General features: G+C 46.5%; 30 protein-coding genes and 1 riboswitch. Of the genes, 10 read left to right on the top strand and 20 right to left on the bottom strand.

What is annotated here, in order from left to right; translation table 11 throughout:
• A partial coding sequence (locus ASG16_RS31135; protein ID WP_206750645.1) for a hypothetical protein occupies nt 1–215 on the top strand: 215 nt, incomplete at its 5' end.
• A gap of 61 nt (nt 216–276) precedes the next feature.
• Here the strand turns inward: ASG16_RS31135 and ASG16_RS10425 are convergent.
• Nucleotides 277–1137, bottom strand: coding sequence for a hypothetical protein (locus tag ASG16_RS10425; RefSeq protein WP_056490136.1), 861 nt, complete (start codon nt 1135–1137; stop codon nt 277–279).
• A gap of 117 nt (nt 1138–1254) precedes the next feature.
• On the opposite strand from ASG16_RS10425, the gene ASG16_RS10430 reads away from it, so the two are divergent.
• Complete coding sequence (locus tag ASG16_RS10430) at nt 1255–1629, top strand: YgzB family protein (protein WP_047073749.1); 375 nt, start codon at nt 1255–1257, stop codon at nt 1627–1629.
• A 94-nt stretch (nt 1630–1723) separates the two neighbouring features.
• On the opposite strand, the gene ASG16_RS10435 is transcribed toward ASG16_RS10430, so the two are convergent.
• The 3 genes from ASG16_RS10435 to nth form a co-directional block, all read right to left on the bottom strand.
• Nucleotides 1724–3457, bottom strand: a complete 1734-nt coding sequence (locus ASG16_RS10435; protein WP_056490145.1) for a glycosyl hydrolase family 18 protein — start codon at nt 3455–3457, stop codon at nt 1724–1726.
• 271 nt (nt 3458–3728) lie between these two features.
• Nucleotides 3729–4163 (bottom strand): peroxide-responsive transcriptional repressor PerR, encoded by a 435-nt coding sequence (gene perR / locus ASG16_RS10440; protein ID WP_047073745.1) that lies wholly within the window; start codon nt 4161–4163, stop codon nt 3729–3731.
• Nucleotides 4164–4308: 145 nt separating this feature from the next.
• Nucleotides 4309–5001, bottom strand: coding sequence for an endonuclease III (gene nth, locus ASG16_RS10445; protein ID WP_056490148.1), 693 nt, complete (start codon nt 4999–5001; stop codon nt 4309–4311).
• A gap of 118 nt (nt 5002–5119) precedes the next feature.
• On the opposite strand from nth, the gene ASG16_RS10450 reads away from it, so the two are divergent.
• A complete protein-coding gene (locus ASG16_RS10450; RefSeq protein WP_056490153.1) occupies nt 5120–6031 on the top strand; it encodes a complex I NDUFA9 subunit family protein in 912 nt (303 codons plus the stop codon).
• Nucleotides 6032–6070: 39 nt separating this feature from the next.
• Here the strand turns inward: ASG16_RS10450 and ASG16_RS10455 are convergent, their stop codons facing one another.
• From ASG16_RS10455 to bcp, 4 genes are read right to left on the bottom strand one after another with little or no spacing between them, the layout of a single operon-like run.
• Nucleotides 6071–6619, bottom strand: coding sequence for a cob(I)yrinic acid a,c-diamide adenosyltransferase (locus ASG16_RS10455; protein WP_007728750.1), 549 nt, complete (start codon nt 6617–6619; stop codon nt 6071–6073).
• A 25-nt stretch (nt 6620–6644) separates the two neighbouring features.
• Nucleotides 6645–7406, bottom strand: coding sequence for a class I SAM-dependent methyltransferase (locus ASG16_RS10460; protein ID WP_056490156.1), 762 nt, complete (start codon nt 7404–7406; stop codon nt 6645–6647).
• Nucleotides 7407–7415: 9 nt separating this feature from the next.
• A complete protein-coding gene (locus tag ASG16_RS10465; protein ID WP_056490159.1) occupies nt 7416–8468 on the bottom strand; it encodes a M42 family metallopeptidase in 1053 nt (350 codons plus the stop codon).
• Between the two features lie 37 nt (nt 8469–8505).
• Nucleotides 8506–8976 (bottom strand): thioredoxin-dependent thiol peroxidase, encoded by a 471-nt coding sequence (bcp, locus tag ASG16_RS10470; RefSeq protein ID WP_048031450.1) that lies wholly within the window; start codon nt 8974–8976, stop codon nt 8506–8508.
• 156 nt (nt 8977–9132) lie between these two features.
• Here bcp and ASG16_RS10475 point away from each other — a divergent pair, with 156 nt between their 5' ends.
• Both ASG16_RS10475 and ASG16_RS10480 read left to right on the top strand, forming a co-directional pair.
• Nucleotides 9133–9750, top strand: coding sequence for a winged helix-turn-helix domain-containing protein (locus ASG16_RS10475; protein ID WP_048031449.1), 618 nt, complete (start codon nt 9133–9135; stop codon nt 9748–9750).
• 63 nt (nt 9751–9813) lie between these two features.
• Nucleotides 9814–10452 carry an HAD family hydrolase gene (locus ASG16_RS10480; RefSeq protein WP_056490162.1) on the top strand — a complete coding sequence of 213 codons (639 nt, stop codon included), beginning with the start codon at nt 9814–9816 and terminating at the stop codon, nt 10450–10452.
• A 52-nt stretch (nt 10453–10504) separates the two neighbouring features.
• On the opposite strand, the gene proS is transcribed toward ASG16_RS10480, so the two are convergent.
• The 6 genes from proS to ASG16_RS10510 all read right to left on the bottom strand — a co-directional run bounded on the left by proS (nt 10505) and on the right by ASG16_RS10510 (nt 17148).
• The gene (proS, locus tag ASG16_RS10485; RefSeq protein WP_056490164.1) at nt 10505–11971 is read right to left on the bottom strand and encodes a proline--tRNA ligase; all 1467 of its coding nucleotides are present in this window, start codon (nt 11969–11971) and stop codon (nt 10505–10507) included.
• Nucleotides 11972–12284: 313 nt separating this feature from the next.
• Nucleotides 12285–12896, bottom strand: a complete 612-nt coding sequence (locus ASG16_RS10490) for an ECF transporter S component (RefSeq protein ID WP_056490165.1) — start codon at nt 12894–12896, stop codon at nt 12285–12287.
• Between the two features lie 234 nt (nt 12897–13130).
• A riboswitch (FMN riboswitch) is annotated at nt 13131–13285 on the bottom strand.
• Nucleotides 13286–13612: 327 nt separating this feature from the next.
• Entirely contained in the window at nt 13613–14410 is a 798-nt protein-coding gene (locus ASG16_RS10495; RefSeq protein WP_048031445.1) for an ABC transporter permease, read from the bottom strand.
• An 8-nt stretch (nt 14411–14418) separates the two neighbouring features.
• Entirely contained in the window at nt 14419–15213 is a 795-nt protein-coding gene (locus ASG16_RS10500) for an ABC transporter permease (protein WP_048031444.1), read from the bottom strand.
• Complete coding sequence (locus tag ASG16_RS10505) at nt 15206–16216, bottom strand: ABC transporter ATP-binding protein (RefSeq protein WP_048031443.1); 1011 nt, start codon at nt 16214–16216, stop codon at nt 15206–15208. The genes ASG16_RS10500 and ASG16_RS10505 overlap by 8 nt, the downstream gene beginning before the upstream one ends.
• An 89-nt stretch (nt 16217–16305) precedes the next feature.
• The gene (locus ASG16_RS10510; protein ID WP_056490796.1) at nt 16306–17148 is read right to left on the bottom strand and encodes a protein phosphatase 2C domain-containing protein; all 843 of its coding nucleotides are present in this window, start codon (nt 17146–17148) and stop codon (nt 16306–16308) included.
• A gap of 165 nt (nt 17149–17313) precedes the next feature.
• Between ASG16_RS10510 and ASG16_RS10515 the strand changes: the two genes are divergently transcribed.
• The 5 genes from ASG16_RS10515 (at nt 17314) to ASG16_RS10530 (ending at nt 21509) form a co-directional block, all read left to right on the top strand.
• On the top strand, nt 17314–18600 hold the full coding sequence (locus tag ASG16_RS10515; RefSeq protein WP_056490167.1) for a glutamate-1-semialdehyde 2,1-aminomutase: 1287 nt from the start codon (nt 17314–17316) through the stop codon (nt 18598–18600).
• Nucleotides 18601–18679: 79 nt separating this feature from the next.
• Complete coding sequence (locus tag ASG16_RS30870; RefSeq protein ID WP_007729817.1) at nt 18680–18820, top strand: hypothetical protein; 141 nt, start codon at nt 18680–18682, stop codon at nt 18818–18820.
• A 223-nt stretch (nt 18821–19043) separates the two neighbouring features.
• A complete protein-coding gene (locus tag ASG16_RS10520) occupies nt 19044–19724 on the top strand; it encodes a zinc metallopeptidase (protein WP_048031441.1) in 681 nt (226 codons plus the stop codon).
• A gap of 94 nt (nt 19725–19818) precedes the next feature.
• Complete coding sequence (locus ASG16_RS10525; RefSeq protein WP_056490168.1) at nt 19819–20634, top strand: NAD(P)-binding domain-containing protein; 816 nt, start codon at nt 19819–19821, stop codon at nt 20632–20634.
• Nucleotides 20635–20657: 23 nt separating this feature from the next.
• Complete coding sequence (locus tag ASG16_RS10530) at nt 20658–21509, top strand: NAD(P)-dependent oxidoreductase (protein WP_056490169.1); 852 nt, start codon at nt 20658–20660, stop codon at nt 21507–21509.
• 12 nt (nt 21510–21521) lie between these two features.
• Here ASG16_RS10530 and ASG16_RS10535 read toward each other — a convergent pair whose 3' ends face one another.
• The 6 genes from ASG16_RS10535 to ASG16_RS10560 all read right to left on the bottom strand — a co-directional run bounded on the left by ASG16_RS10535 (nt 21522) and on the right by ASG16_RS10560 (nt 24369).
• Nucleotides 21522–21671, bottom strand: a complete 150-nt coding sequence (locus ASG16_RS10535; protein ID WP_082517227.1) for a helix-turn-helix domain-containing protein — start codon at nt 21669–21671, stop codon at nt 21522–21524.
• A 301-nt stretch (nt 21672–21972) separates the two neighbouring features.
• Nucleotides 21973–22482 (bottom strand): hypothetical protein, encoded by a 510-nt coding sequence (locus ASG16_RS10540; protein ID WP_056490798.1) that lies wholly within the window; start codon nt 22480–22482, stop codon nt 21973–21975.
• A gap of 8 nt (nt 22483–22490) precedes the next feature.
• Nucleotides 22491–22709 (bottom strand): hypothetical protein, encoded by a 219-nt coding sequence (locus ASG16_RS10545; protein ID WP_056490170.1) that lies wholly within the window; start codon nt 22707–22709, stop codon nt 22491–22493.
• Nucleotides 22710–22790: 81 nt separating this feature from the next.
• Nucleotides 22791–23057, bottom strand: a complete 267-nt coding sequence (locus ASG16_RS10550) for a hypothetical protein (RefSeq protein WP_133257445.1) — start codon at nt 23055–23057, stop codon at nt 22791–22793.
• Between the two features lie 111 nt (nt 23058–23168).
• Nucleotides 23169–23402: a hypothetical protein gene (locus tag ASG16_RS10555; protein WP_056490171.1), complete on the bottom strand. Its 234-nt coding sequence runs from the start codon at nt 23400–23402 to the stop codon at nt 23169–23171.
• A 460-nt stretch (nt 23403–23862) separates the two neighbouring features.
• Nucleotides 23863–24369, bottom strand: coding sequence for a hypothetical protein (locus ASG16_RS10560; protein WP_056490172.1), 507 nt, complete (start codon nt 24367–24369; stop codon nt 23863–23865).

Below are 24369 nucleotides of genomic sequence, written 5' to 3' on the forward strand. Positions count from 1 at the left end.
GTCCTGAGCCAGGATCAAACTCTCCAATAAAGTTTGTTACTGGTCCAAAGCTGGCAAATCATTTCATGATAGACTCATTAACGCTTTCGCTGTTCAGTTTTCAAAGAGCATTTTTGTTTCGTCGCCCAGAGGCGACTTTCTTAATTTATCACATAACCACTTGTGAAATCAAGTGTTTTTTTAAATCTTTTTTCGGCCACTCTGCGTTAGCGTAGCAGCGACGTTTGTTAATATAGCATGGATCACAAATAGAAGTCAACACTAATTGAAAAAATTTTATCCCATTAAAATAAAACCTGTTTCTCTGTCGGCATTTTCCCCTTCTTTGCATACGATCTCTTGGATCAACAAGCGCTGAAGCATCTTATCTATCACGAGAGGAACCTCAATCTCTGCCTCTTGAATCATCGGATGATTCATCAACTCTTCCAAACGCCAAGGCCCTGATTTCGTCTCCATGAGCTCAATCAGATATCGAACAGATTCCTTTGTCCTAGATGCGATCCAAAATTCAATTGCCAGCACAAGCAGTTCAATTCGCTTCTCCAATGCTTCTGCATTAAAAGACAGCTCCTCATACAACTTATATATAGAAGGATCTATCTGTTTGACTTGTGTCCATAAAGCTGGCTGAGGATGATCTCCCGCTTCATATACAATGAGACGAGCCAAATAGTGAATCGTTTGAATGGCAGAGTGATGCGCATCCAGCATCATACCTTGCTGCAAAAACTCTTTTGTCTCGTGAAAAAAACGAAGAATTTGGGAATACTCCTTACAGATATGTTTTTTCTGGAGAGAAGATGACAAACTAGCCAGGCGCAGCTTCATTTGTTTCATATAATGCTCTTTGTCCCAAACGATTTCTGCCCTTCGAAGCATCTCGGCAAGTCGTTCGTCCAAACCGCATATGGCCCCCTTCTCCAGTTGCCACGTGCTGATTTGCTGCTCGATGATCACTTGTTCCTGAAATAGCATGCGACGGATTTTTCCATCAGCTTGGGGCTCATTTACTACGACGAAATAAAAGATTCCCTCGCGAAAGGGGACTAGCATATCCGAATCATTTAAAACAAGCACCGCTTGCACATCCAAACGCTGCTGGAGATTTTTCAGATACGTTTGCCTTAAAGTCATGCCTTGTTCCTCCCTGCCCCCTGGGTTGAACTTATGGATTCTACAAGTCTTGTCCGTTTCCTGCTTGTCAACAGACAAATCCTTTGTATGCTATACTATAGGGTAGGAGGAATGATCATGAAAAATACAGAACGCCTGAGCAAGATCAAACGCATGCGCACATGGGGCAACTGGAGCATGGTAATCGGCATTTTGCTGATGTATACAGGGTACGCATTTTTTGCAGGTTATTTGGACTTTATTCCTTTACTTGGAAGCCTCTTGAAAGGCTCTTACATTTTTATGACGCTGCTTTTGATCATCGGGTTCATTCTGACAATGGGCAGTACAGTCTTGTTTATGATTTCTGGGATGGTCTCCACGTCAGCTCCACAGGTGCAATGCCCTTCATGCCAAAAAGTCACGAAGATGTTGGGTAAAGAAGACGCCTGTATGTTTTGTGGACAACCTTTACGCCTAGAAGATGGACATCCTCAGCAAAACCAGACATAATATGATTCCTTTTCATCTATATGCAAAAAGCCACCTGCTAATTCCCGAGCATTCGGGGTGCAGGTGGCTTTCTTTCGTAAAAGCTGTGTGTCTTTTATTTCAAAGTCTCATCAATTGCTTGCCAAATCTCCGGCACCTCAAAACCACGGCGCCAAGAAGCTGCACCCGCCAAGTCGTACTTATTGACGATTTCCATACGCTTTTTCATTGAAGTTACATCTTCTATCCACATTTTATAGACGTTGCCATCCTTCGGGTCTTTATACTCCACGTAATGTTGACCTGAAGCTTCATCCATAACCGGCGTCAGTTTGCGCTCGTTGATCCAGTCCTGGGCTTTCGTCATGGAATAAGCTTTGGAGCTAACCTTCACAGTGCCATCAGCCTGCTTGGCTTCTGTCCACAAGCGTGTGTAAAAAGGTACACCCAGCAACAGTTTTTCATTAGGGACTTCTTCCAGCACTCCTTGCAAGCCTCGCTCCACCCATGGCAACGATGCGACAGATCCAGCTTTTGGACTCGCAGCCCAATGCTCGTCATACGTCATCACCGCAACATAATCGACGACCTCGGCCAAAGCTTTTCGATCCAGGAACATGGACCATTGCTTCGCGTTTGACTTGATCGTCACATCTATAGAAACGGTCAGTCCTTGCTGATGGAGATACGGCGTCAGCTCCCGTACAAACTGAACGAGTTCCTCTTTCTCTTCTAAATATACGTTCTCAAAATCGATGTTGATGCCATCGAGATCGTATAGATGAGCGTAGTACAAGAGTTGGGCAATTAACTTATCTCGCTTGTCATAGCTACTGAGAACAGATTTGGTCCAGTCAGGATTAAAGCCGTTTGTAACGAGACCCCAAACCTTGTAGCCCCTTTTATGGGCCCATTTGACGTACGCAGGATCGGCCCTGTTTAACAGATTTCCTTCTGCATCCTTCATTTCAAACCAAGTAGGTGAAACGACATTTACCCCTGGTAATGCACCAATTTTTGAAACATCCGGATTTTTACTGACGACGTGCTCCCATACGAGGTTGATCTTTCCGTCAGGCTTCCAAGCAGCGTGTTGTTGTCCGGTAGCAGTCGTGTGCTCTAGCTGGACTTTGCGCACATCTGTCATTTCAATACTTTTCTCTGAAATGAATCCGCCTACTCCCGAAGCCGTCAAAACGCGATACCAGTTTTCTTTTTTGCCAAGAACGTCAACAACCTCTCCTGACGACAGCTCTGCTACGATCGGGGTTCGGTGAGAAGAACCGGTACGGACTGCTTGTTTTTCCTCGGCAGCGATTACTTTCGCTTGCTGGATTTCGTAGCCCTCTTTTTCGACGACGAGGACACCCGTGTCTGCTTTTCGCTCAAACGAATAAGGATACAGCTTTTCCAATGGATCCAACGGGACATAGCGTGTACCGTCCACCTCTTTTACCGGAACGAGTAAATCCACAGGTTTTTTGTTCAGATAGGCAACAACTTCTCCGCTCTCCATCCGAAGCACCTTATCCTTCGTCGTTACGATAACGGAACGTGTTGGCTCATCCCAAAAAATCGCAGGATCAATGTTCTCTTTAATGAAATCAAAGGGCAGCAATATTTGCTCTGATTCCAATACATACGTGGACTCTTTTCGCGAGCCTTCGTATACAATCACATTTTTCTCACCATCATACGGCTGCACATGCTCAGTTGAGGCACGGAGCACAAAAAACCAGTAAATGCTGCCGAAGATGGCCAACAAGAGAAAGCTTAACAAAAACAACCTGCGAAAAGCCCGTCGTTTCCTTCTTCTTGGTCGCTGAACTCTACCCGACTCCCTGCTCATAATCTCCACCTGCTTCCCGGTCCATAAGCCTGTCTTCTGACTTGGGCTGTATGATTTGACTCATTATTTCGATCATAGCGTTGGTTCAATCCATTCACAACCTTTTGTATTCTGGTAATTCACGGACAAGCTCTACCAAGAAAAAGACGTACGAGAAGCCAAAAGGTTACAGATATCGACAAAAAGGGTTATGTTCTCCAAAAGCAAACACCCCCTGCATCACCGGGATTATCCGATTCAAGCAGGAGGTGCTCATCCATCAAATACATTCTTAGTGGGGATTCTTTTGACAGGAATCACAAACGCCATAAACTTCCATACGATGTCCAGTTACTTTGAAGCCGATGTCTTTGGAAGCAGCTACTTCTGCATCCCGCAAATACGGAAAGTGGAAGTCCCTGATCGCACCACAGGAGGAACAGATCGCGTGATAATGATCTTCTTCCACATTGGCATCGAATCGGCTGGACGCATCCCCGTAAGTGAGCTCTGTAACCAATCCAGCATCTTTAAAGACTCGTAGATTGTTATAAATCGTTGCAACGCTCATATTCGGGAATTTGCCTTCAAGGGCTTTATATATTTCGTCAGCCGTCGGGTGGGTCATCGTTTCCAGCAAATAGGTCAAAATTGCATGGCGCTGAGGTGTCATGCGAACCCCTGTATTCTTCAGGATTTCAACAGCTTTCTCCACACGTTGTACCATCTTGTTACACCCCACAGTCTTTCGCAAGACAAAAGAACAAGCTTCTCTAATGTCATTGATTAGAATTACTATAAATAAGTGTACGTCTAGTCGGCGAAAACTGTCAATATCCATTCATTCGATTTGAAAAGAAAGAAGTGGAAAATCAAGTTTTTACTTTGCTTTTTGCGGGCTTTTTGGTTACAGGTTTTTTGGCTTTTTTGGCTTCCGCCTGTGCAAACTTACACATGGATTGAAGTGTACAGCTGCCGCACTGTGGATTGCGCGACGAGCATACACGTCTGCCGTGCCAAATTAGCCAATGATGCGCATCCGTCCACTTCTCTTTTGGAATACGCTTCATGAGCTGACGCTCCACTTCATCCACATTGTCACTATTCGCAAGGCCTAACCGGTTTCCTACGCGGAATACATGCGTATCCACCGCGATCGCAGGAATCCCGAATGCATTGGACAAAACGACATTTGCAGTCTTTCTCCCTACTCCCGGCAATGCTTCGAGCTCGGCATGCGTTTGTGGTACTTCGCTATTGTATTTTTCGTACAAGATTCTACAGGTCTCTAAAATGTTTTTACTCTTATTCTTATACAACCCGAGCCCTTTTATATGCTCTTCCATTTCTTCCTGTGTCAAATGAAGGTAATGCTCCGGCTGGTTTAGCTGCTGGAACATGGGTGCCGTAATCTCATTCACCCTTTTATCCGTGCATTGGGCAGAAAGAATGGTCGCAATGAGAAGTTCAAACGGGGTTGTATAATTCAATTCACAGTGCGCATCCGGATAAAGCTGTTGCAAATTATCCAAGATGTCGGCAACAGGTACTTTGCGTTGTGCCATAAATATATCCCCCTTTTCCCTACATTATACCGCCTTGGTCAACATAGCGATCGATAGCACCGCAGGCTGAACCTGTTGTACAATGAGTCTGGAAGTATTTAACGGGAGGAGGTTTTCCATGAAAGTATTCCTGACTGGTGCCACTGGGTTTGTTGGACGGGGTATTCTCGAGCGCTTGCAGGCAGAAGGATATGAAACAGTTTGCCTCACCAGATCTGGTTCAACAGGTAAGCTTCCCTACAACGAAACCACCAATGCACGTATAACAGAAGCAACTGGCGATCTATTTGATAAAGTATCATTGATGAGAGCGATGCAAGGCTGCGATGCTGTTATCCACCTCGTGGGAATTATTCGCGAACAACCGGGGAAAGGCATTCTCTTTTCTCGTATCCATGTAGAGGGTACACAAAATGTACTAGAGGCTGCCAAGCAAGCTGGAATCAAGCGCTTTGTCCATATGAGTGCTCTGGGCGCACGCAAAAACGCCACGAGCGCCTATCATCGAACCAAATACGAAGCGGAGCAGCTTGTGCAAGCAAGCGGTATTCCGTACGTCATTTTCCGTCCATCTGTCATTTTTGGTCCCGGGGATGAATTCGTAAATATGCTCGCCGATCTGGTCCGATTACCTGTCACACCAGTCATTGGCGATGGCTCCTACCCTTTGCAGCCAGTTGCTCGCAAGACGGTGGCCGATGTATTCGTCCAAGCCTTGAGCAGACCCGAAGCAACCAATCAAACTTACGAAACAGGTGGACCCGAACCACTTTCCTACGGGCAAATCCTAGATACGATTGGCGAAGCTATCGGAAAGCGGAAGGTCAACAAAATTCACATTCCTCTTGCTTTCATGAAGCCTGTGGTAAATATGATGGAGAGATTCCCATTTTTCCCGATTACCAACACGCAGCTCACTATGCTGCTAGAAGGAAACGCATGCAAGGACGGAAAGCTTCTCTACGATACTTTTCACACCGAGAAAATCGACTTTCTCCCCGGAATCACCACTTACCTCCGTACAAAATAAAAAATTGAAGCCCCCTGCTTGATCCCAGGGGGCTTTTGCCTATTCGTGCAACGTTTTCTCCACTGCACTTGTCTCTTTATTAATATGACGAGCCACAACGAACAGATAATCAGACAATCTGTTAAGATACTTAACCACGGACGGGTTTACCTGCTCCTGCTGTGCCACATGGACTGCTTTGCGCTCTGCACGTCTGACGACTGTACGCGAAACATGGAAGGCAGCCGCAGCCGGATGTCCGCCAGGCAAAATAAAATTGGTGAGCGGAGGAAGCTTTGCATCTAGCATGTCAATTTGCTCTTCCAGAAAAGTAACGTCCTCTTCTGCAATGGGCCAACCTACCTTTTTGCCTTCTGGCGTTGCCAGCTCAGCCCCTACATGGAACAGCTTTGTCTGAATGACATGGAAGACATCCTGCAATTCCTTCCATTCTTCTGTCGCAGGCAACAGAGCCAGTGCCAATCCTATCTGCGAGTTGGCTTCATCGCACGTACCGTATGCCTCTACGCGGTCCGCAAACTTAGGCACGCGGACACCTGCAACCAGTGACGTCTCACCTTTATCCCCTGACTTTGTATAAATCTTCATTCCATATCCCCTCCACAGGTTCCGTTTACAAAGCTTCTGCGACCAGAATCAATTCTGAGCTATTTGCATCAAAAGGTGTCTTTGCAAAAGAACCGTATCGTTGTGTGACCTTCAAGCCGTTTAAGCGAAGCAGATGATGGAGCTCCGCGGGGAAAATATAGCGGAGAGTAAATCGGCCTTTCACCCGTTCCGTCACAACGCCTTGTGCATTCGTACGCTCATAAATGCGTGTCACTTCGGACAGTTGCTGAAAATGGTCATAACGGGTGTAATCCCACATTGCAACCTCTTCCCCCGACGGGAGTGGATAGGTGCCACGCAAGGACATTTTTTCATTTTCCTCGTAAAAATGATGAATCTTGGGCACAAACACGTTCATGATGAACTTCCCGCCTGGAGCCAGATGCTTGCGAATGCACGTCAATGCCTTCATTTGCTCTTGAACATGCAACAGATGCAAAAACGACCGAAAAGGAATCATAATCAGCGAAAATGTCTCCTCCAAGTCAAAAGCGCGCATATCCCCCTGCAATAGCTTCAAGCCGGATGTTACACCTTGTTCCTCTGCCTTTACTTGAGCCCTTGCCAGCATATCTTGGGATAGGTCTATTCCGGTAACGTCGATGCCAGCCTGCGCCATCGGAATGCTGATTCTTCCGGTGCCGCAAGCGAGATCCAGCACTTTTCCCCCTGCCAGCTTCGCTTGTTCCAGATAGAACTCAACATCACCCGCAACACCGCGTTGAGTGAGGTCATAGTAGTCAGCCCATTGATACATATTGCTCATCTGGTCCTCCTATGCTTGCATTTCTTCTGATTGAAGGTAAGCCATAACGAGCTTTGCCGTGTTATCGAGCGCTTCTTTATGTGTACGTTCATGGGAGTGGGATGCATCTACTCCCGGTCCGATCAAACCATGGACAACGTCATATCCGGCCCTCAGTGCAGCGCTTGCGTCAGAACCATAGTAGGGATAAATGTCTACTTGGTAGTTCAGACCGTGCGCTTGTGCGAGCTTGGTCAGATGGCTGCGCAATCCGTAGTGGTAAGGTCCTGTGGAATCCTTCGCACAAATGGACACGCAATACTCATCTGTCGTCTGTCCATCCCCAATCGCACCCATGTCGACAGCCAGGTACTCCACCACGTTGTCAGGGATGCTGGAGTTGCCGCCGTAGCCGATTTCTTCATTATTGCTGATAAAAAAGTGCGTGGTGTAAGGCAGCTTCACACCGGATTCACTCAGTTCTTTCAGAACCCCCAGCAGCACAGCTACGCTCGCTTTGTCGTCAATATGGCGGGACTTGATAAATCCGCTATCTGTAACTGTCACGCGCGGATCAAAGGAGACAAAATCTCCAACGGAAATCCCAAGCGCAAGGACTTCCTCTTTGCTTGTGACCTTTTCATCCAGTCGAACTTCCATGTTCGCCTCATTGCGCTCAGCTTTCCCCGCTTCTGAGCTGTAAACATGTACAGAAGCTTTGGTGGACAAAATGGTACCGGTTACAAGACGACCGCTGCTTGTCTCTACAACGCAGTGCTCCCCTTCAATCGCATTGAATGCAAAGCCGCCGATCAAGGTCAGCTTCAAGCGTCCGTTGCTCTTTATTTCTTTTACCATCGCGCCCAGCGTATCGACGTGAGCGGTCAAGAGTCTTGCCTTTTCGTTACTGGCCCCCGCTACTGTTGCAACGATTGCCCCTTTGTTTGTCCGTTTATAAGAAACGCCAAGCTTTTCTAACTCTTGTGCAACCCAGGCCATTACTTTTTCCGTATTGCCAGATGGACTTGGGATGTTCGCCAATTGGCAAAAGCATTGTACAACATATTCCGTAGATACACTCATCTGTAAGTTCCTCCATTCACTCATTGCAAAACAAACGTTAGGATTGAAGCTCTTCCTTAATAAATTGAAGCACTTCCTGCACATGCCCTTTTACCTTTACTTTTGGCCATACTTTTGCAATGTTGCCTTCTTTGTCGATGACGAACGTCGTGCGTTCTATGCCCATGTACTCTCTTCCATACATTTTTTTCAACACCCACACACCATAAGCCTCTGCCACTTGGTGATCCGGATCTGCCAGAAGTGGAAAAGGCAATTCGTGCTTCGCGATAAATTTGTCATGCGATTTCACAGAGTCCGGACTAATTCCGAGAACAACTGTATTCAGCTCAGCAAAGCCGGAATGGAAGTCACGGAAATCACATGCTTCTGTGGTACATGTCGGTGTTTGGTCCTTCGGATAAAAATATAGCACTACATTTTGACCATGAAATTGGGAAAGTGAGAGGGTCTGATTGTCGCTCGCCTGCAAAGTAAATGCAGGTGCAGCTTGTCCTACTGCCGTCAAACTTTTCCCTCCTCTCGATAATATCCTGTTTTTGCTGGTCCCATTTTACCACAATCTAGTAGTCACTTCATCCGCATACAAGTTGCGCTTTGATTCAGAAAAGGATAGAATTAAAAAAAATAAAATTTGGCCTAGTCAGTTGGATGGTGAATTCGCATGAAAGAGTTTTTTGAAGTAACAGATCCAGAAGCGCTAAAATCGCTCGCTATAGCGGAACGGGTTAAAATTTTGGAACTCTTTGAAGATTTGGAGCCCAGAACGGCCAAACAAATCGCTACAGAACTAGGCGAAAATGCAGCACGGCTACATTACCATGTGAAGGAGCTCGTGCGTGTTGGGCTGCTCGAGCAAGTGGATACCCGGGTAAAAGGCTCTATTGTGGAGAAATATTATGAGCCTGTTGCCAAGGTCATTCAGGTCAAGCTCCAATTGATGATTGAAGAAAACGCTCAACAATTAAGTGATGTCATGTTTACTCCGTTTCGTACTACGGAAAAGGACCTCATGCGAACTCTCAATCGCTTCGTCGCAAGCGACCAAGATGTTAGGAAAGAGTATCAGAATACGTTCGCTTATAATTTGACTGAATTTTATTTGAGTCAAGATGAACGTAATCAATTTGTGGAAGACATCTCTGAGCTGTTGCAAAAGTACAAAGGGTTCAAAAAGGAATCTGGCCGTCGAAAATTCAAGTTTTTCGACACCCTGTTCCCATTGACTCCAGCTGACCCAACAGATGATGCAGATGATCCTTTTGATGATTCGGATGAGTAAGTCACCTAGAAAACCATCAGATACGATGGTTTTCTTTCATTTTCTAATCAAAGGAGGACTCCAATGCGGACGATCTTGTTTGATTTCGACGGCACAGTTGCCGATACCCTCCCCTTGATCTTCACCGCTTTTCGCTCTACCTTTCAGCAGTTTTTACAAGAGCATTATACCGACGAGCAGATTGTAGCTCTCTTTGGCCCCACAGAGACAGGTATTTTGCAAAACAAGCTTCCCTCACATGCCCATGACAACGCCCTCGCTCATTTTTATCGTGTATACACAGACGAGCACTCTCGCGTACAAAACCCGGAAAATATCCGAAGCATGCTTGATGAACTTCACGCAGCAGGTATCCAAATGGGAATCGTAACAGGAAAAGGACGCAAAAGCGCTGACATTTCCCTTCGAGAATGGGGATTAGATTCGTATTTTTCCGTCGTGATCACAGGGGATGAGGTTACACAACCAAAGCCTCATCCAGAAGGTATTTTTACCGCTATGAAACAGCTAGGCGCTACGCCTGCGGAAACCATTTTCGTAGGTGATAGTGATGCTGATGTGTTGGCTGGTCGAGCCGCTGGTTTGCGAACAGTCGGTGTGGATTGGCTTTTGGTTACACAAAAGTCGGGAAAATTCGATCCCGAGCCTGACTACCACTTTACGGATGTGCAAGCTTTTACCGATTGGATACTCGGACGCTAGATGAACAAAGGGTGTGCCCTGCCGCCGAAGCGTGGACACACCCTTTGTTTGATTAATAAGCCCGACCGAACCAGACGCTATGCTGTGACTCTTTGCCGCAGCAAATGCAGACTTTCTTTTTTACAGGAGGCTCAAACGGGATGTTGCGAGAGGTGAACTTAGTTTCCTCTTTGATCTTCGATTCACAAGCATCATCCCCACACCAGCCAGCTAACACCCATCCACTCGTTTTATTGTCGCTCTCGTTTTTGGCAATATGAGCGGATAGCTGCTCCAGTGTATCAATCCCCAAATGTGAGTTTTCATCACGGAAGGCTAGTGCTTTTTGGAACATATTTTGCTGAATCTCTTCCAACAGTTGAACAACTGTCTGCGCGATACCTTCAAGTGAAACCGTCACCTTCTCCCCTGTATCACGACGAGCCAGAATTACTTGACCATTTTCCACGTCACGCGGGCCGAGCTCCAGACGCAGAGGAACCCCGCGCATTTCCCACTCATTGAACTTCCAGCCTGGTGTTTCTTCCCGAAGATCAGCACGGACACGCACTCCTGCGGCCTTGATCTCGTCAAAGAGAGGATCAAACGCCTCCATTACTTTCTCTCGCAGCTTCATCGGACCGACTGGAATCATGATAACCTGTGTCGGAGCCATGCGAGGCGGCAACACTAGACCGCGGTCATCGCCATGCACCATGATCATTGAACCAATCAGTCGCGTAGAGGTTCCCCATGATGTGGTGTGAACGTACTTGAACTGATTGTCACGATCCAAAAACTTGATTTCAAAGCCGCGCGCGAATTTATCGCCCAAATAGTGTGAGGTGCCCGCTTGCACTGCTTTGCCATCCTTCATCATCGCTTCAATGGAATACGTGTCAACAGCACCAGCAAAGCGTTCACTCGGTGTTTTTTGTCCCTTCCAAACCGGAATAGCCAGCTCCTGCTCGACGACCTCTCGATAAATCTCCAGCATTTGCATCGTTTCCTGACGAGCTTCCTCCTCTGTCGCATGCGCCGTGTGGCCTTCCTGCCAGAGAAATTCTGATGTCCGCAAGAACGGCATCGTCCGCTTTTCCCAACGAAAAACGTTTGCCCATTGGTTGATTAATACAGGTAGGTCACGGTAGCTTTGAATCCATTGGCTGTACATATGTCCGATGATCGTCTCGGAGGTTGGACGTAGCGCGAGCTTTTCCTCTAGCGGCTCTCCCCCAGCCTCTGTTACCCAAGGCAGCTCCGGATTGAAGCCCTCGATATGCTCTTTTTCTTTTTGAAAGAAGGACTCGGGGATCAGCATCGGGAAATAGGCATTGCGATGCCCTGTCTCCTTGAAGCGCTTATTCATCGCCTCTTGAATTCGCTCCCATAGTTCAAAGCCATCTGGCTTAAACACGATGCAGCCGCGTACCGGTGTGTAGTCCATCAAATCCGCCTTTTTAATGGCATCGATGTACCAACGCGAAAAATCCTCCGATTGCGGTGTAATTTCTTTTACAAACGCTTTGTCCTCTTTCATCCGTCTACGCTCCTTTTTGTTCTTACGTAAAATGCAAAAAATCCCCCATCCCAAAAAGGGACGGAGGATTAACTTCCGCGGTACCACCCTGATTGACTACAGCAGACGCCATAGTCCTCTCGATAACCCGATAACGGTGGGCATCCGGCTTAGCTCTTCACCAGCAGCTTCAGGATGGGGTGCAGGTATCCTTTACGTATCAGCCTTCCAGACTAGGGCCGACTCTCTGTCACGGGGGAATAGCTGCGGGTCCTTTCATAGCCTTTTGTGACTATCTATTACCTAAACATATTAGCGAGTCACATCGTGGTTGTCAATTGTTGGTACGCGCAGCGATTCTCGAGCCGAGCTTCACGTAGATCGGATACGCGACCACTGAAATCATAACACCTTTGAAGAGATTGAACGGGACGATTCCGTACAGAACCAATGACCAGATACTTGTCGCATTGAACATGGTCAAGAGCTGTTCAATCGGCATTTGATAAAGCACAGCGTACGCAGGCAACAGCACATAAGCATTTGCAATAGCCATGACAATCGTCATCAAAATCGTTCCCAGAGCGAGACCAGTCAGGAAGCCTTTTTTGCCTTGACCGAGACGCTGCATGTAGACAGCCGCAAAAATAAAGCTTGATCCTGCTACAACGTTTGCGAGCTCACCGATCAACAGACCGTCTGTATTTTTAAAGAGCATGTGCAGTGTATTTTTCAGAACCTCGATAATAACACCAGCTACTGGTCCGTACATGAGTCCCCCAATTAATGCGGGGAGTGTACTGAAGTCGAGCTTTAAAAAGCTTGGCATGAGCGGTACGGGAACCTCGAGATACTGCAAAATAAATGCAACGGCCGCCAGCATGGGAATCGTCACCAGCTTTTGGGTTGCACGTGTGCGCGAAGAATGCAGCGCTGTTTCTTTCATGTTTACCATCTCCTCATTTTTCTACTCCTTCTTGAGGAATGGCAACAGTCGTTGTAAGCTCACACGTCTTGTTACACAAACAGAATAAACCCTGTGGCTATAAGTTCCACAGGGCATTTGCAAGCGTATGACAAAACCGTGCGCAAATAAAAGGTACAAGAAACAAGAGGGCTGGCCTCTATGTTCTCATCCCGTTTGCACAGGCAAACAAGCACGTGTGATAAACGTACTGTCGTCATCCTTCTCCCATCCAGACTGTACTGTCGGCTCTGGAATCACACCAGATCCTGCACTCCGTCGCTACTTACAGCTCGGGAGGCTCGCGGGCTTAACATGCACAAAGCATGATCACCGCCGGTCGGGAATTTCACCCTGCCCCGAAGGAATGTGTAGTTGTATACAGCATATTATACTGCTGTTTTTTGATTTGACAATAGAGGAAACTGCCAAAGCGACACTTCTTGTTTATTTTTCCGATTTGTTTAGTAGGGATATTGGTCTTCGGCTTGGTTGTTACCTTGACCAAAAAGAAATAGACCGCCCTTGAGTTGACAGCTCTGCGGTCTATTTCACAACATAGTATTGAGCCGCCCCCTTTAGGGGAAGCGCCTATTGTACCGACCGTTCCGGTTGCCGCCGGGACGGTCTTTTTTTACCTTATGCTTTTCGATCTCGTTACATCCAATATTACCACAACGACTTCGGATTATAAATCATCAAGACCCCGCTCCCCGATACTTCGTGACTCCCCAGTTCCAGACTAACAGCCCAATCCCGAAGAAAATAACAGCCACTACCGGCGTCATTGCCGCATATGTGTACCAGACTTCCTTGCGCAAAAAGTATGCCGCCGGATAAACACCTACGAAGGCAAACGGCAGCACGTAGGTGAGCACAAAGCGTATAGCCTTGTTGTACACGTCTACCGGATAGCGCCCATATTGCTGGATGTTGTAAATCATCGGGGCAATCCCTGTCCGCGAGTCGGAAAAGAAGCTAACCGCAGCAATCGCGGTATACACGCCACCGTAAATCAATGCCCCGCTGATCGAGAGCCCGATAAAGATGAACACGTCGTACCAGTAAAACGACAAATCGAGTTGAATGGCAGCATACCCCATGATGATGATCCCGGTTATGACTCCAAAAATGCGGTCTGGCGCAATCGACTCGAGACACACCTGTGCCAGATTGTGAATCGGTCTCGTCAGGATGCGATCCATCTCGCCTCGGATAATATACCGTTCGTTGAAGTCCCAAAAACCGAAGAACATCGAGAACAACGCGTATGGAACCAAAAAGAAACCATAGATAAAGATAATCTCGTCACGCGTCCAATCCCCCATCAGCGGAACATGCGTGAACACGACAATAATAAAGATGAGATTGATCAGCTCAGAAACCAGATTGGACACAAAATCCCCGAGAAAATCCGTTCGATAGGCAAGTCTCGTCTTGAAGTACTGGCTCAGGTAGTCGGCAAAGATACTGAAAATATGTTTCATGTTTTGCATGCTCTACTCTACCCTCCTTGCACAACCAGCTTGTTGCGGGCAAGACGCCACATCACCAAGATGGGAACCAGTATGACAAACATCCAGATGACCTGAAAACCGATCAATTCCCAGGAACGTTCCGTTGTAATCGCACCTGTGAAGATCAGGCTCGGATAATAGTTGACCGCCTGAAATGGAAGATACCCCATTGCCGTTTGCGCCCATCCCGGGAAAAAGCTGATCGGCAGCACGAGACCAGACAACAGATCCACCACGACTCGCTTGGCTCGCATCATGCCATCGTTTCGGAACAAGAAGAAAGTCAGCAAGCCTGTTACCAGATTAATTTGTGTATTGATCAAAAACGCACACATCAAGCTGATCAAATACAGCCCCCATCCAGTCGCTGTCGCCGGGAAGCTGAACGGAATGATTAGGCTGATAAGGAATATCCCTGGACCCGCGAAAAAGAGAAAGCGAAAGATCCCTTCCCCAAACGCCTGCGCCGTTTTCACGGACAAGTAATTATAAGGGCGTATCATTTCGATCGCGACCTTGCCTTCTCGGACGTCCTGCGCTATTTCTGTATCGATGTTGTTAAAATAAAACGCCCGCGACATCCAAGCAATCGCAACGTAGGAAGTCATTTGTTCCACCGTAAGCCCGCCCAACTGCTGCTGGCCTCCGTAGATCGCTCCCCATAAAAAGTAGTACGCACCGATGTTAATCGCGTAAATAATGATCCCGCTGTAATAGTTCACACGATAGGCAAGCATCGTCAAAAACCTCATGCGGATGAGTTCCATATAAAGCTTACGCATGGCTGGCTACCTCTTGGTCTGAGGAATAAATGTTGCGAACGATATCCTCTGTGCTCGTCTCCTCGATTTTCACGTCACTGACTTCAAAGGATGACATGACTGTCGACAAAACAAAGGGCAGCATTTCCTGACTGCGCGCTACTTTTACACTGAGGGTAAAATCATTGATTTGCTCGATCTCACAAGGCATCTCTCCCAATGCTTGACGGAGTGCTGCTGCTGAAGTGCGTTTTTTCATTTGGAAGGATACCTCTGTGCCATTGCCCCATTTTTCCTTGAGATCATTCAGCAAGCCATCGAAGATCAGCTTCCCTTTGTCCATGACAAGCACGCGTTTACAGAGGGCCTCGATGTCTGACACATCGTGAGTCGTCAACAAGATTGTCATATTTTCCGTCTCGTTCAGATTGCGGAGAAACTCACGGATTTTTTGCTTAACGAGCACATCGAGTCCAACTGTCGGTTCATCGAGAAACAGCAGGCGCGGCTTATGAATCAACGAAGCAGCCACTTCACAGCGCATCCGCTGTCCGAGACTCAGCTTGCGCACTGGCTGACTGACGAACGGGGAAATTTCCAGCTCCTCAATCAAACGCTCCAGCCACTTTTCTCCTTCTGCTTCGTCAACCTTATAAACACTTTTCAACAGACGGAAGGACTCTAGTGGAGATAGGTCCCACCAAAGCTGAGAGCGCTGCCCGAAAACAACTCCGATGGATCGAACGTACTCTTCCCGCTGCTTGAAGGGCACATAACCGTTAATGACGATTTCGCCGTCGCTCGGGGTCAAGATACCGGTCAGCATCTTGATCGTGGTCGATTTTCCGGCACCATTTTCCCCAATCAGTGCGAACATTTCCCCTTCCTCTACTGTAAAAGAAAGGTCATCCACCGCATTTACCGTCTTGTACTCCCGACTAAACAAATCACGAAAAGCACCACCAAGGCCCGGTCTGGCCTGATGGATGCGGAAATCCTTTTGTAAATGATTTACCTGAATCATGCAAAACCGTCCTTTTTTCTTCGCTTAAATACCATTTGTAGTGTATATGAGCCAATCGATTTGTGCAAAAGGCAAACTGCACCAAACTGTTAATGAAGATAAAGGATCATGCCCGTTTTGTCGTCTGACTTTTTGAAGCGGATATAGCGGATGCATTCGGGGTCGTTGTTTTCCAGAGAGATGAGCTCGTCTGTATAACGTTGCAGCCCTTTATGTACGATCGGCAGCACCGTCTCTTCCCACTTCGGCTGTGATCCACTTAAAGCTCTCGGCATGAAAAGGCCATCCGTTATGAGAACCAATGCCTTCACGCCAATTCGATTCATGCGTCCATACTCGATAAAATCACGACAGGCAGCATCGCCATTCAACACGCCATAGCCTCCTGGTCCATTCGCCTGATAGCGGTTATGGATCAGGATGTCCATACATCGCTCGTACAGCTCTGTTCGCGTACACAATCCTTCATGAATTCCTTCTTCCCACTTCGCCAAGGCGGACTGTTCCAAATGGCTGACTTGCGTATGCGTCAGGGGTCGCACAGCGTCATCCTCATAGACGGCAAATATCATGCAATCTCCCAACTGCGCGTACTCGATATGGGCATCTCCTACACGGACGACTGCACAGGCCGCTCCCCACAATGCTTCCTTTTTCTCAAGATCGATGCCACTTTGCTGCATCTGCTCCTGAAGGGCTTCGTTTATCGTCTCCAAATAATCGTGCAAAGCTGCATCCTCCGGCATTGCTTCCAACTGGTTTTTAACGAGCTCAGCCGCGATAGCTCCGCCTGTCTGTCCTGTTGCGTTCTCATACGGGATCAGCGACGTAATGCCGTCGATAACCGCATACACATGCTTTACCTGATGAATCACGTAGGCGTCCTCATTGCTTTTGCCGCTTCCTTTCATGGAAATGCACTCAAGTTTCATGATGACCCCGCCTTTACGCATGGAGTGATTTGCTTGAAAATTGTATCATTTTTCCTTTCCTTCATCTATAGCTCTCCGTTCATATCCAGTTGTTGAACAGCTGTGGTAAGATAATGAAGGACTTTTTCCAAAAGAGGTAGTTCCAAAGGAAAAGAGGGAATATGCATGAAACGTGAACGATCCGCGCAACTGCACGAGGAAGCACTCGACGTCATTCTAGGCGGGGTAAACAGCCCTTCCCGCTCTTTCAAGGCTGTAGGCGGGGGAGCACCCGTAACGATGGAACGTGCCCAGGGCGCGTATTTCTGGGACGTGGACGGCAATCGATATATTGACTATTTAGCAGCATATGGCCCCATCATTACTGGCCATGCCCATCCACATGTGACCAAAGCGATTTGCGAAGCAGCTACCAACGGAACCCTGTACGGTACTCCTACTCCATGGGAAATTACCTTCGCAAACATGATTCGCGAAGCAATCCCTTCGATGGAGCGCATTCGATTTAATAACTCCGGTACAGAAGCAGTCATGACCTGCATTCGTGTAGCACGTGCCTATACCGGTCGTGTCAAAATCATCAAATTCGCAGGCTGCTACCACGGTCACTCTGATTTGGTACTCGTTGCTGCCGGCTCCGGTCCATCTACCTTGGGGATTCCGGACAGTGCGGGTATTCCACAAAGCATTGCCAGTGAAGTCATTACGGTACCTTTTAATAATGTCGAAGCATTCGCAAATGCTATGAGCAAATGGGGAAGCGAAACAGCTTGCGTCCTCGTTGAGCCGATTGTCGGCAACTTCGGTATCGTGGCACCTGAGCCAGGCTTCCTTGAAGAGGTTAACCGCATCACTCACGAAGCAGGCGCACTTGTCGTCTATGATGAAGTAATTACGGCATTCCGCTTCTGCTATGGCGGAGCACAAAACCTCCTTGGAGTCGAGCCTGATCTGACTGCATTGGGCAAAATTATCGGTGGCGGTCTGCCAATCGGCGCTTATGGCGGACGTCAGGAAATCATGGAGCAAGTCGCTCCACTCGGACCTGCGTATCAAGCAGGAACAATGGCCGGTAATCCTGCTTCCATCCGTGCGGGAATTGCCTGCCTGGAAGTATTGAAGCAGCCGGGCGTGTACGATGAATTCGAACGATTGGGCGCCATGCTTGCGAACGGAATCACCGAAGCAGCCAACAAACACGGCGTAACCATTCAACTCAATCGTGTAAAAGGGGCATTGGCTGTTTACTTTACGGACGAGCCTGTTCATGATTATGATGCAGCTCAGAAAGCGAATGGAGAAATTTTTGCCCGCTTCTTCCAACTGATGCTGAATGAAGGTGTATGCCTGGCACCATCCAAATATGAAGCCTGGTTCGTGACCACAGCTCATACAGAAGAAGACATTCAATACACCATCGCAGCCGTAGACCGCGCCTTTTCTCAGCTGTAAACCATTCCCACGTCCTTTCGCATCCGTCCAAGGAAATAATAAGCCTGTTCGCGATTATGTTTTCGAGGAGGATATCCCGGTGTCCAAAGGTGAAAAATCATATCCGCAGGCTCCTGAAAAGACGTTGGATTCCAAAATGAGCAGTAAAATGCTCGAAGTGACCGGCTTTCAAAACCCGCGCAAAACCGAGCATCACAAAACCCAAAATCACGACAGATGAGCATCAAAACAGACACATTCCCAATCAAAATGACGAGGAATGTGTCTGTTTTTTCGCATACAGCAACATTGTCAATAATAGTCAGAGATTGTACAATAAAATAGTGAAACTGTCACAGGACTTATTCGTATACATGAATATGGGACAGAATGAAGTAGTAAGGTTACATGTATGGCTTAGCAACATTTCGTTTTCATAGATTACAACGAGGAGTGAGTGTGGAATGTTTTTCCATCCTATGGATTTCCTGATTCTGATTGCATTCGGACTGTCGCTCTGGGCACAGTTCCGTGTGAAAGGAACTTTTAACAAATTCGCCGAAGTTCCTACCTCCTCCGGTCTTACCGGTGCAGAGGCTGCCCGCCGCATGCTCGATGCGAACGGCTTGACGAACGTTCCTGTTCAACATATCCCGGGTACATTGACTGACCACTACGACCCGACTGACCGTGTCGTACGCCTGTCTGATCCTGTATACTTCGGAAACTCGATTGCATCCCTGTCCGTTGCTTGTCACGAGGTCGGCCATGCGATTCAGCACAAGGTCTCCTACCCGATGCTGGTAGCACGTCATCGTATTTTCCCAGTAGTCAATCTGGTGTCCGGTGTGGCGCCATTGCTGCTGTTGGCTGGTTTCTTCTTTAAAATGGCTGGACTCTTGCTCATCGGGATTATCTTCTTCTCCGGAGCAGTTGCCTTCCAGCTCGTGACACTGCCTGTCGAGTTTAACGCAAGTAGCCGTGCGAAAGAACTGATGCTCAAAATGGGCTTCATCCGCAATGAAGAAGAGCGTGGAGCAAGCAAAGTACTGGGCGCAGCCGCTCTGACGTACGTAGCTGCCGCTCTGATCTCTGTTCTCGAGTTGGCGAAGTACATCATGATTTTCCGTAGCTCTGACGACTAATCTGTTAACGAAACTGCAAAGGTACAGTGCTCTCACATGGGAGGCTGTACCTTTTTTCATGAGGCTACGTTACAATAAGACGGGGGGTTTGCACATGCGAATTGGAATCATTGGATTAGGCAGTATGGGACAAATGCTGGTGAAATCACTCTGTAAAAGCGGTGTGATCCAGCCCGAGCATATCAGCGTCTTCAATCGAACAAGAGAAAAGGCTGAAAATCTGCAAGCATCACATGGCATTCTCATAGCCGAAAGTGCACAAGAGGTGTGCGACCAGGCAAAGCTGGTCTTTGTCTGCACTAAGCCACTGGATATCCTGCCTGTACTGCGTGAGTTGTCTATCCCTGAAAGTGTACATATCGTTTCAGTAGCAGCAGGTGTTAGCATCGATGATTTGGAAACCGTCCATGCTGGTGCCGTAAGCAAGGTAATTCCTACCGTCACTTCGCAAGAGCTGCACGGTGTATCGTTGTTTACATGCAGCAGTCGAACAAGTGCAGAGAATCGCAATAACCTTATCACCCTCCTGTCTTCCATTAGTCAATCACAGGAAGTGTCCGAGGTCGAGATCGAAACAGCGACGATCCTCACCAGCAGCGCACCAGGACTGATCGCAGGGATTCTTGATTCGTTCGCCCAAGCAGCCGTTCGCAAAACACCAGAGCTTGACTTAGATACAGCGAGAAGCATGCTGGTGGAAACAATGCTGGGAACCGCTCTTTTGCTCAAAAACGAACAGCTTGGCTTCAACCAGCTAATCGAGCGTGTTGCTACCAAAGGTGGCATTACCGAGGAAGGCTTGCGTGTTCTTGACAAGACGCTTCCTTCTGGATTTGACGAGTTGTTTGCAATGACAGAATCCAAGCACGCTGCTTTAAAGATACTTGTCCAACAACAAATAAAAGCATAAATCGCGGATAGGAGAACAATACGATGATCATCGGTTGGATTGGTTTGGGGAATATGGGCATCCCAATGGCTAGCAATCTGCTGGCTGCTGGCTACGACGTACGTGTCTGGAATCGTACGCCGGGAAAAGCTGCACCATTGGTGGCATTGGGTGCGAAAGAGACTGCAACTTTATCCGAGCTCGTAGCACAAAGCGATGTACTGTTCACCATGGTAAGTGACGATGATGCCGTAAAAGCAATCTATACGGGCTCAGATGGTCTCTTAAGTCTTCCCGTGCAAGGAAAGCTGGCGGTGGACATGAGCACCATTTCACCAGATACTTCCCGTTTTCTTGCCGAGCACGCCAAACAAGCTGGGCTGCGCTTTCTCGATGCGCCTGTATCTGGCAGTGTAGGACCTGCAAAAGAAGGGAAGCTCGTCATCATGGTAGGCGGCGAAGAGGCGGATTATGAGGTAGCCAAGCCTATGCTGGACAAGCTGGGCAAAGCCGCTTTTTATTTGGGACCAAACGGAGCGGGTACATCTGCGAAGCTGGCGATCAACCTGCTGCTCGGCATTACAGTACAAGGTGTGTCTGAAACTTTACTATTCGCACGATCCCTCGGCATTGGTACGGAGCAAATGCTGGACATCATTTCCGAGAGTGCCGTAGGAACACCACTCATTCGCGGAAAAGCGGCTTCCATCCTCGCTGACGACTATCCGGCTGCCTTTGCCCTAAAGCATATGGCCAAGGACCTTCGCCTTGCGAATGAAGCAGGCGTCTCTACCCCATTGGCTGAATCCGTAAATGCGACCTATCGTCATGCATTGGAAGAAGGCTTGGGCGAGCTGGATTTAATGGCGATCCTGCGTCATCTCGAGGGAAAATGAATCATACTCCCCCTACTTACCTACCGGTTGAAGTGGGGGTTTCTTATGTGTCGTCGTCTTGCCTGCCAATTCCTTGATATGACGTTCTACTGACTTAGAACTACACCCGATGTTTCTAGCTATCATTTCAATGGTCGGATAGCACTGACTCTTGTCGTTCATGATCCCAATTAGTCGCGGTAATATTTCTCTGACCGCTCCTTCACCTTATCTATCGTTCCATGTACGTACATTGTTGCAATTTATTTTTGATGAAACCGCAAGAAAACGAACATAACAAAAAACAGGTGAATCATGGTGGTAACTGACCATAATTGACCTGTTCAACCTCATGGTTCAAGTTGGAAAGAGCTTTTGGAAGTTTATCAAGTGTTCGTTAATTGTTTAGTGCTTGGTTCGTTGGTTGTATTGTACAGTCTTATTGTTGAGTTGGCCTTACAGAAAAATATGGAGACAGACCCTGCTAGAAATTTACTTGTTTCCAGTCAGTCTCACATTTTTTTTCGTATGTTATGAAACCTTCAGTCGAAAACCTTTTTTCAAGCATCCTTCTAGCTTCGTATATACTCCAATCCTTTTCTACATAAATTTCATCTTGTAAAAATAAGATAAATATAGAACTAGATGCATCGTTATTCGCCAAATATAAACCAAATAATTCGTTGTATTGAGTGCTAAAAAACAAACCTACATACTCTATTTTGAGTTTGATATTTTCCTTGCATTCAATTAATCCCTCATAACTAGCAAATAAATTAAAATCATCCAAATCGTAAATTCTATTCATTGAGATTAGCGGATTCATACCTCTTATATACAAGCCTATGACATCACCATTATCTTTCTCAAGGAAAAGGACATGGTCTAATCTCTCATTATCATCCTCATCATGCAAATAAATAATATTTGAGATTTCTTTTTGCACAAAAAGATAATCAAACTTTTTTGTAAAAGATAATATATAATTATTCATATTCATCCTCACTCTCTAATCAAATCTAATTCGGACTTTAACTTACTTGATAAACGATCTCCTTTTTTATTTAAGAAGGTCAATATTTCGTTTGCATTTCGATTAACTAAAACAACTGCATCACCCTTAACAAAAGCGTCTACAGTGTCGATTGTATTCCACTCAAAAGGTTTCGAATTAGCTTGATTTTTGGGGTCATTTACAATTGATAAAATGAACTCCTTCATCCCTTCTTTATCCCCTTTTTAACAGGAACACCTAAATCCCTTGAAGTTTCATATATATCTTGAGCATGTTTTTTTAATTTTTTATCCGAAATTTGGACTAAAATTCGGACCACCATCACCCGTCCCCTCATTATCTCGCTTATGATTTCTATTATTCCCAGTATGATTGTTATGCCCGCCACCACCATTCCCGTCCAACGAAAAGAACATCGTCCTACCTGTATTAGGAACCGGGTTGGAATATCCTTGCATAGCAGCTAAAAGACTATCAATCATCTCTTGCATTTCTTTCAACGCATCTTCAACAGTCTTCGCCTTCGTTTTGAACTTCCCATCCAGCGTTTCCATATCTTTTTTAATCGAGTCAAAAAGCCCCAATAATGGAGTTCTATTTCCGTCGCTTCCATTGCTTCCGCTTCCGTTACCATCTGGCGTACGATCCTGCTGTAGTCGCTGTCTTCATAGCGGCTCCACCCATTCCACCTGACAGTGTCCACTCGCGATTACTTCAGCACCGATGACATTTACTCTTCCCGTATTCCTACCTCGTTGGTAGCTTTCCTCCAGTGTTCTTTTTAGCTTTGCTTCTTTACCTCCATACTTGTCTTCCAAGTGATGTAGCCAATTCATTCCGACCGGAATAACGTAGTCCTGCATGACGCTCTCACCGAACGACTTCTCGCCCTGAAACACATCTCCTACATAGTTTGCCGCACTCGTAGCTTTTTGTTCTGTTGCTTTTGCTAAGTTGTTCCCCCCGGTTAACGACTTAACCTTAGCTCCCCTGATGTTGGTGACCGTCTCACCCTCATCACTCGTCTACGGCAAAGTTCCATAGCGTCGACAGGGTCTCTTCAACGACTTCACCTTCCCGATTGACTGATACTCTGCTTGTGCCTGAACAATCACCCCCAATGTTCCCTCTCTTTTTGCGCCTGTTTCGCCATTTTCCTTCCTTCCTTCCTTTGAATTCGGGCATGCAAAAAAAGCTCATTCCTACTCATGGTTCAAGTTGGAAAGAGCTTTTGAAAGTTTATCAAGTGTTTGAATTGTTTAGTGTTTGGTTTGTTGGTTGTATTGTACTATCTTGTTGTTCGAGTTGTAAACCAAGTTTACACTATTTTTTTGATGAACACGCTAAGGCTTCACCATTTTACTTCTCCTCTGGTACTTTAATAATGCCTATAATAAGCTCTTTTTCATTAAATATAAGCCCTCCGTTAATATCCTGATAAGATACCTCTTCAAACTTATCATTTAATTTCTGTTTAATTGTTTGTAAATTAGACAACTCGTTTATATATAAATATAGCTTATTAATAATTAAACTTTGAGCATCAATGTGCATTTCAATTTTATTTAAATCACCTGCTAGCCGTTCAATATTCCTTACGTTCCATATTTTTAATCCTTCTTGTTCATCCTCTTCTATTTTAACCAAGCCAAATAAACCAGCCAGTTCCTGATAATTCGGATTTCCTTCTCGGAAAATATCAATTAATTCCATTACTAATATATCCAAAGAATCTTCCCTAAATTTTTTTCTGAGTAATGCTGGTGAATCATCAAAAAGCCAAGAACCTATATCGTTAAATTCATCATTTCCTGAATCCAATACCCCTATAATACTAGGTTTACTATAAAGAAACTTCTTGTTCAA

It is taken from the genome of Brevibacillus sp. Leaf182, from assembly GCF_001423865.2.
GTDB classification, from domain to species: Bacteria; Bacillota; Bacilli; order Brevibacillales; family Brevibacillaceae; genus Brevibacillus; species Brevibacillus brevis_C.

Coding starts and splice junctions, on each gene's coding strand:
- ASG16_RS10505 (WP_048031443.1), bottom strand. CDS start 16,216: ATGATTCAGGTAAATCATTTACAAAAGGATTTCCGCATCCATCAGGCC.
- ASG16_RS10475 (WP_048031449.1), top strand. CDS start 9,133: ATGAAAGAGTTTTTTGAAGTAACAGATCCAGAAGCGCTAAAATCGCTC.
- ASG16_RS10510 (WP_056490796.1), bottom strand. CDS start 17,148: ATGAAACTTGAGTGCATTTCCATGAAAGGAAGCGGCAAAAGCAATGAG.
- ASG16_RS10460 (WP_056490156.1), bottom strand. CDS start 7,406: ATGAGCAATATGTATCAATGGGCTGACTACTATGACCTCACTCAACGC.
- ASG16_RS10425 (WP_056490136.1), bottom strand. CDS start 1,137: ATGACTTTAAGGCAAACGTATCTGAAAAATCTCCAGCAGCGTTTGGAT.
- ASG16_RS10435 (WP_056490145.1), bottom strand. CDS start 3,457: ATGAGCAGGGAGTCGGGTAGAGTTCAGCGACCAAGAAGAAGGAAACGA.
- ASG16_RS10540 (WP_056490798.1), bottom strand. CDS start 22,482: ATGAATAATTATATATTATCTTTTACAAAAAAGTTTGATTATCTTTTT.
- ASG16_RS10480 (WP_056490162.1), top strand. CDS start 9,814: ATGCGGACGATCTTGTTTGATTTCGACGGCACAGTTGCCGATACCCTC.
- perR (WP_047073745.1), bottom strand. CDS start 4,163: ATGGTACAACGTGTGGAGAAAGCTGTTGAAATCCTGAAGAATACAGGG.
- ASG16_RS10455 (WP_007728750.1), bottom strand. CDS start 6,619: ATGAAGATTTATACAAAGTCAGGGGATAAAGGTGAGACGTCACTGGTT.
- nth (WP_056490148.1), bottom strand. CDS start 5,001: ATGGCACAACGCAAAGTACCTGTTGCCGACATCTTGGATAATTTGCAA.
- ASG16_RS10515 (WP_056490167.1), top strand. CDS start 17,314: ATGAAACGTGAACGATCCGCGCAACTGCACGAGGAAGCACTCGACGTC.
- ASG16_RS10525 (WP_056490168.1), top strand. CDS start 19,819: ATGCGAATTGGAATCATTGGATTAGGCAGTATGGGACAAATGCTGGTG.
- ASG16_RS10465 (WP_056490159.1), bottom strand. CDS start 8,468: ATGAGTGTATCTACGGAATATGTTGTACAATGCTTTTGCCAATTGGCG.
- ASG16_RS10535 (WP_082517227.1), bottom strand. CDS start 21,671: ATGAACGACAAGAGTCAGTGCTATCCGACCATTGAAATGATAGCTAGA.
- ASG16_RS10530 (WP_056490169.1), top strand. CDS start 20,658: ATGATCATCGGTTGGATTGGTTTGGGGAATATGGGCATCCCAATGGCT.
- ASG16_RS10545 (WP_056490170.1), bottom strand. CDS start 22,709: ATGAAGGAGTTCATTTTATCAATTGTAAATGACCCCAAAAATCAAGCT.
- ASG16_RS10550 (WP_133257445.1), bottom strand. CDS start 23,057: ATGGAAACGCTGGATGGGAAGTTCAAAACGAAGGCGAAGACTGTTGAA.
- ASG16_RS10495 (WP_048031445.1), bottom strand. CDS start 14,410: ATGCAAAACATGAAACATATTTTCAGTATCTTTGCCGACTACCTGAGC.
- ASG16_RS10490 (WP_056490165.1), bottom strand. CDS start 12,896: ATGAAAGAAACAGCGCTGCATTCTTCGCGCACACGTGCAACCCAAAAG.
- ASG16_RS10430 (WP_047073749.1), top strand. CDS start 1,255: ATGAAAAATACAGAACGCCTGAGCAAGATCAAACGCATGCGCACATGG.
- ASG16_RS10500 (WP_048031444.1), bottom strand. CDS start 15,213: ATGCGTAAGCTTTATATGGAACTCATCCGCATGAGGTTTTTGACGATG.
- ASG16_RS10520 (WP_048031441.1), top strand. CDS start 19,044: ATGTTTTTCCATCCTATGGATTTCCTGATTCTGATTGCATTCGGACTG.
- ASG16_RS10450 (WP_056490153.1), top strand. CDS start 5,120: ATGAAAGTATTCCTGACTGGTGCCACTGGGTTTGTTGGACGGGGTATT.
- proS (WP_056490164.1), bottom strand. CDS start 11,971: ATGAAAGAGGACAAAGCGTTTGTAAAAGAAATTACACCGCAATCGGAG.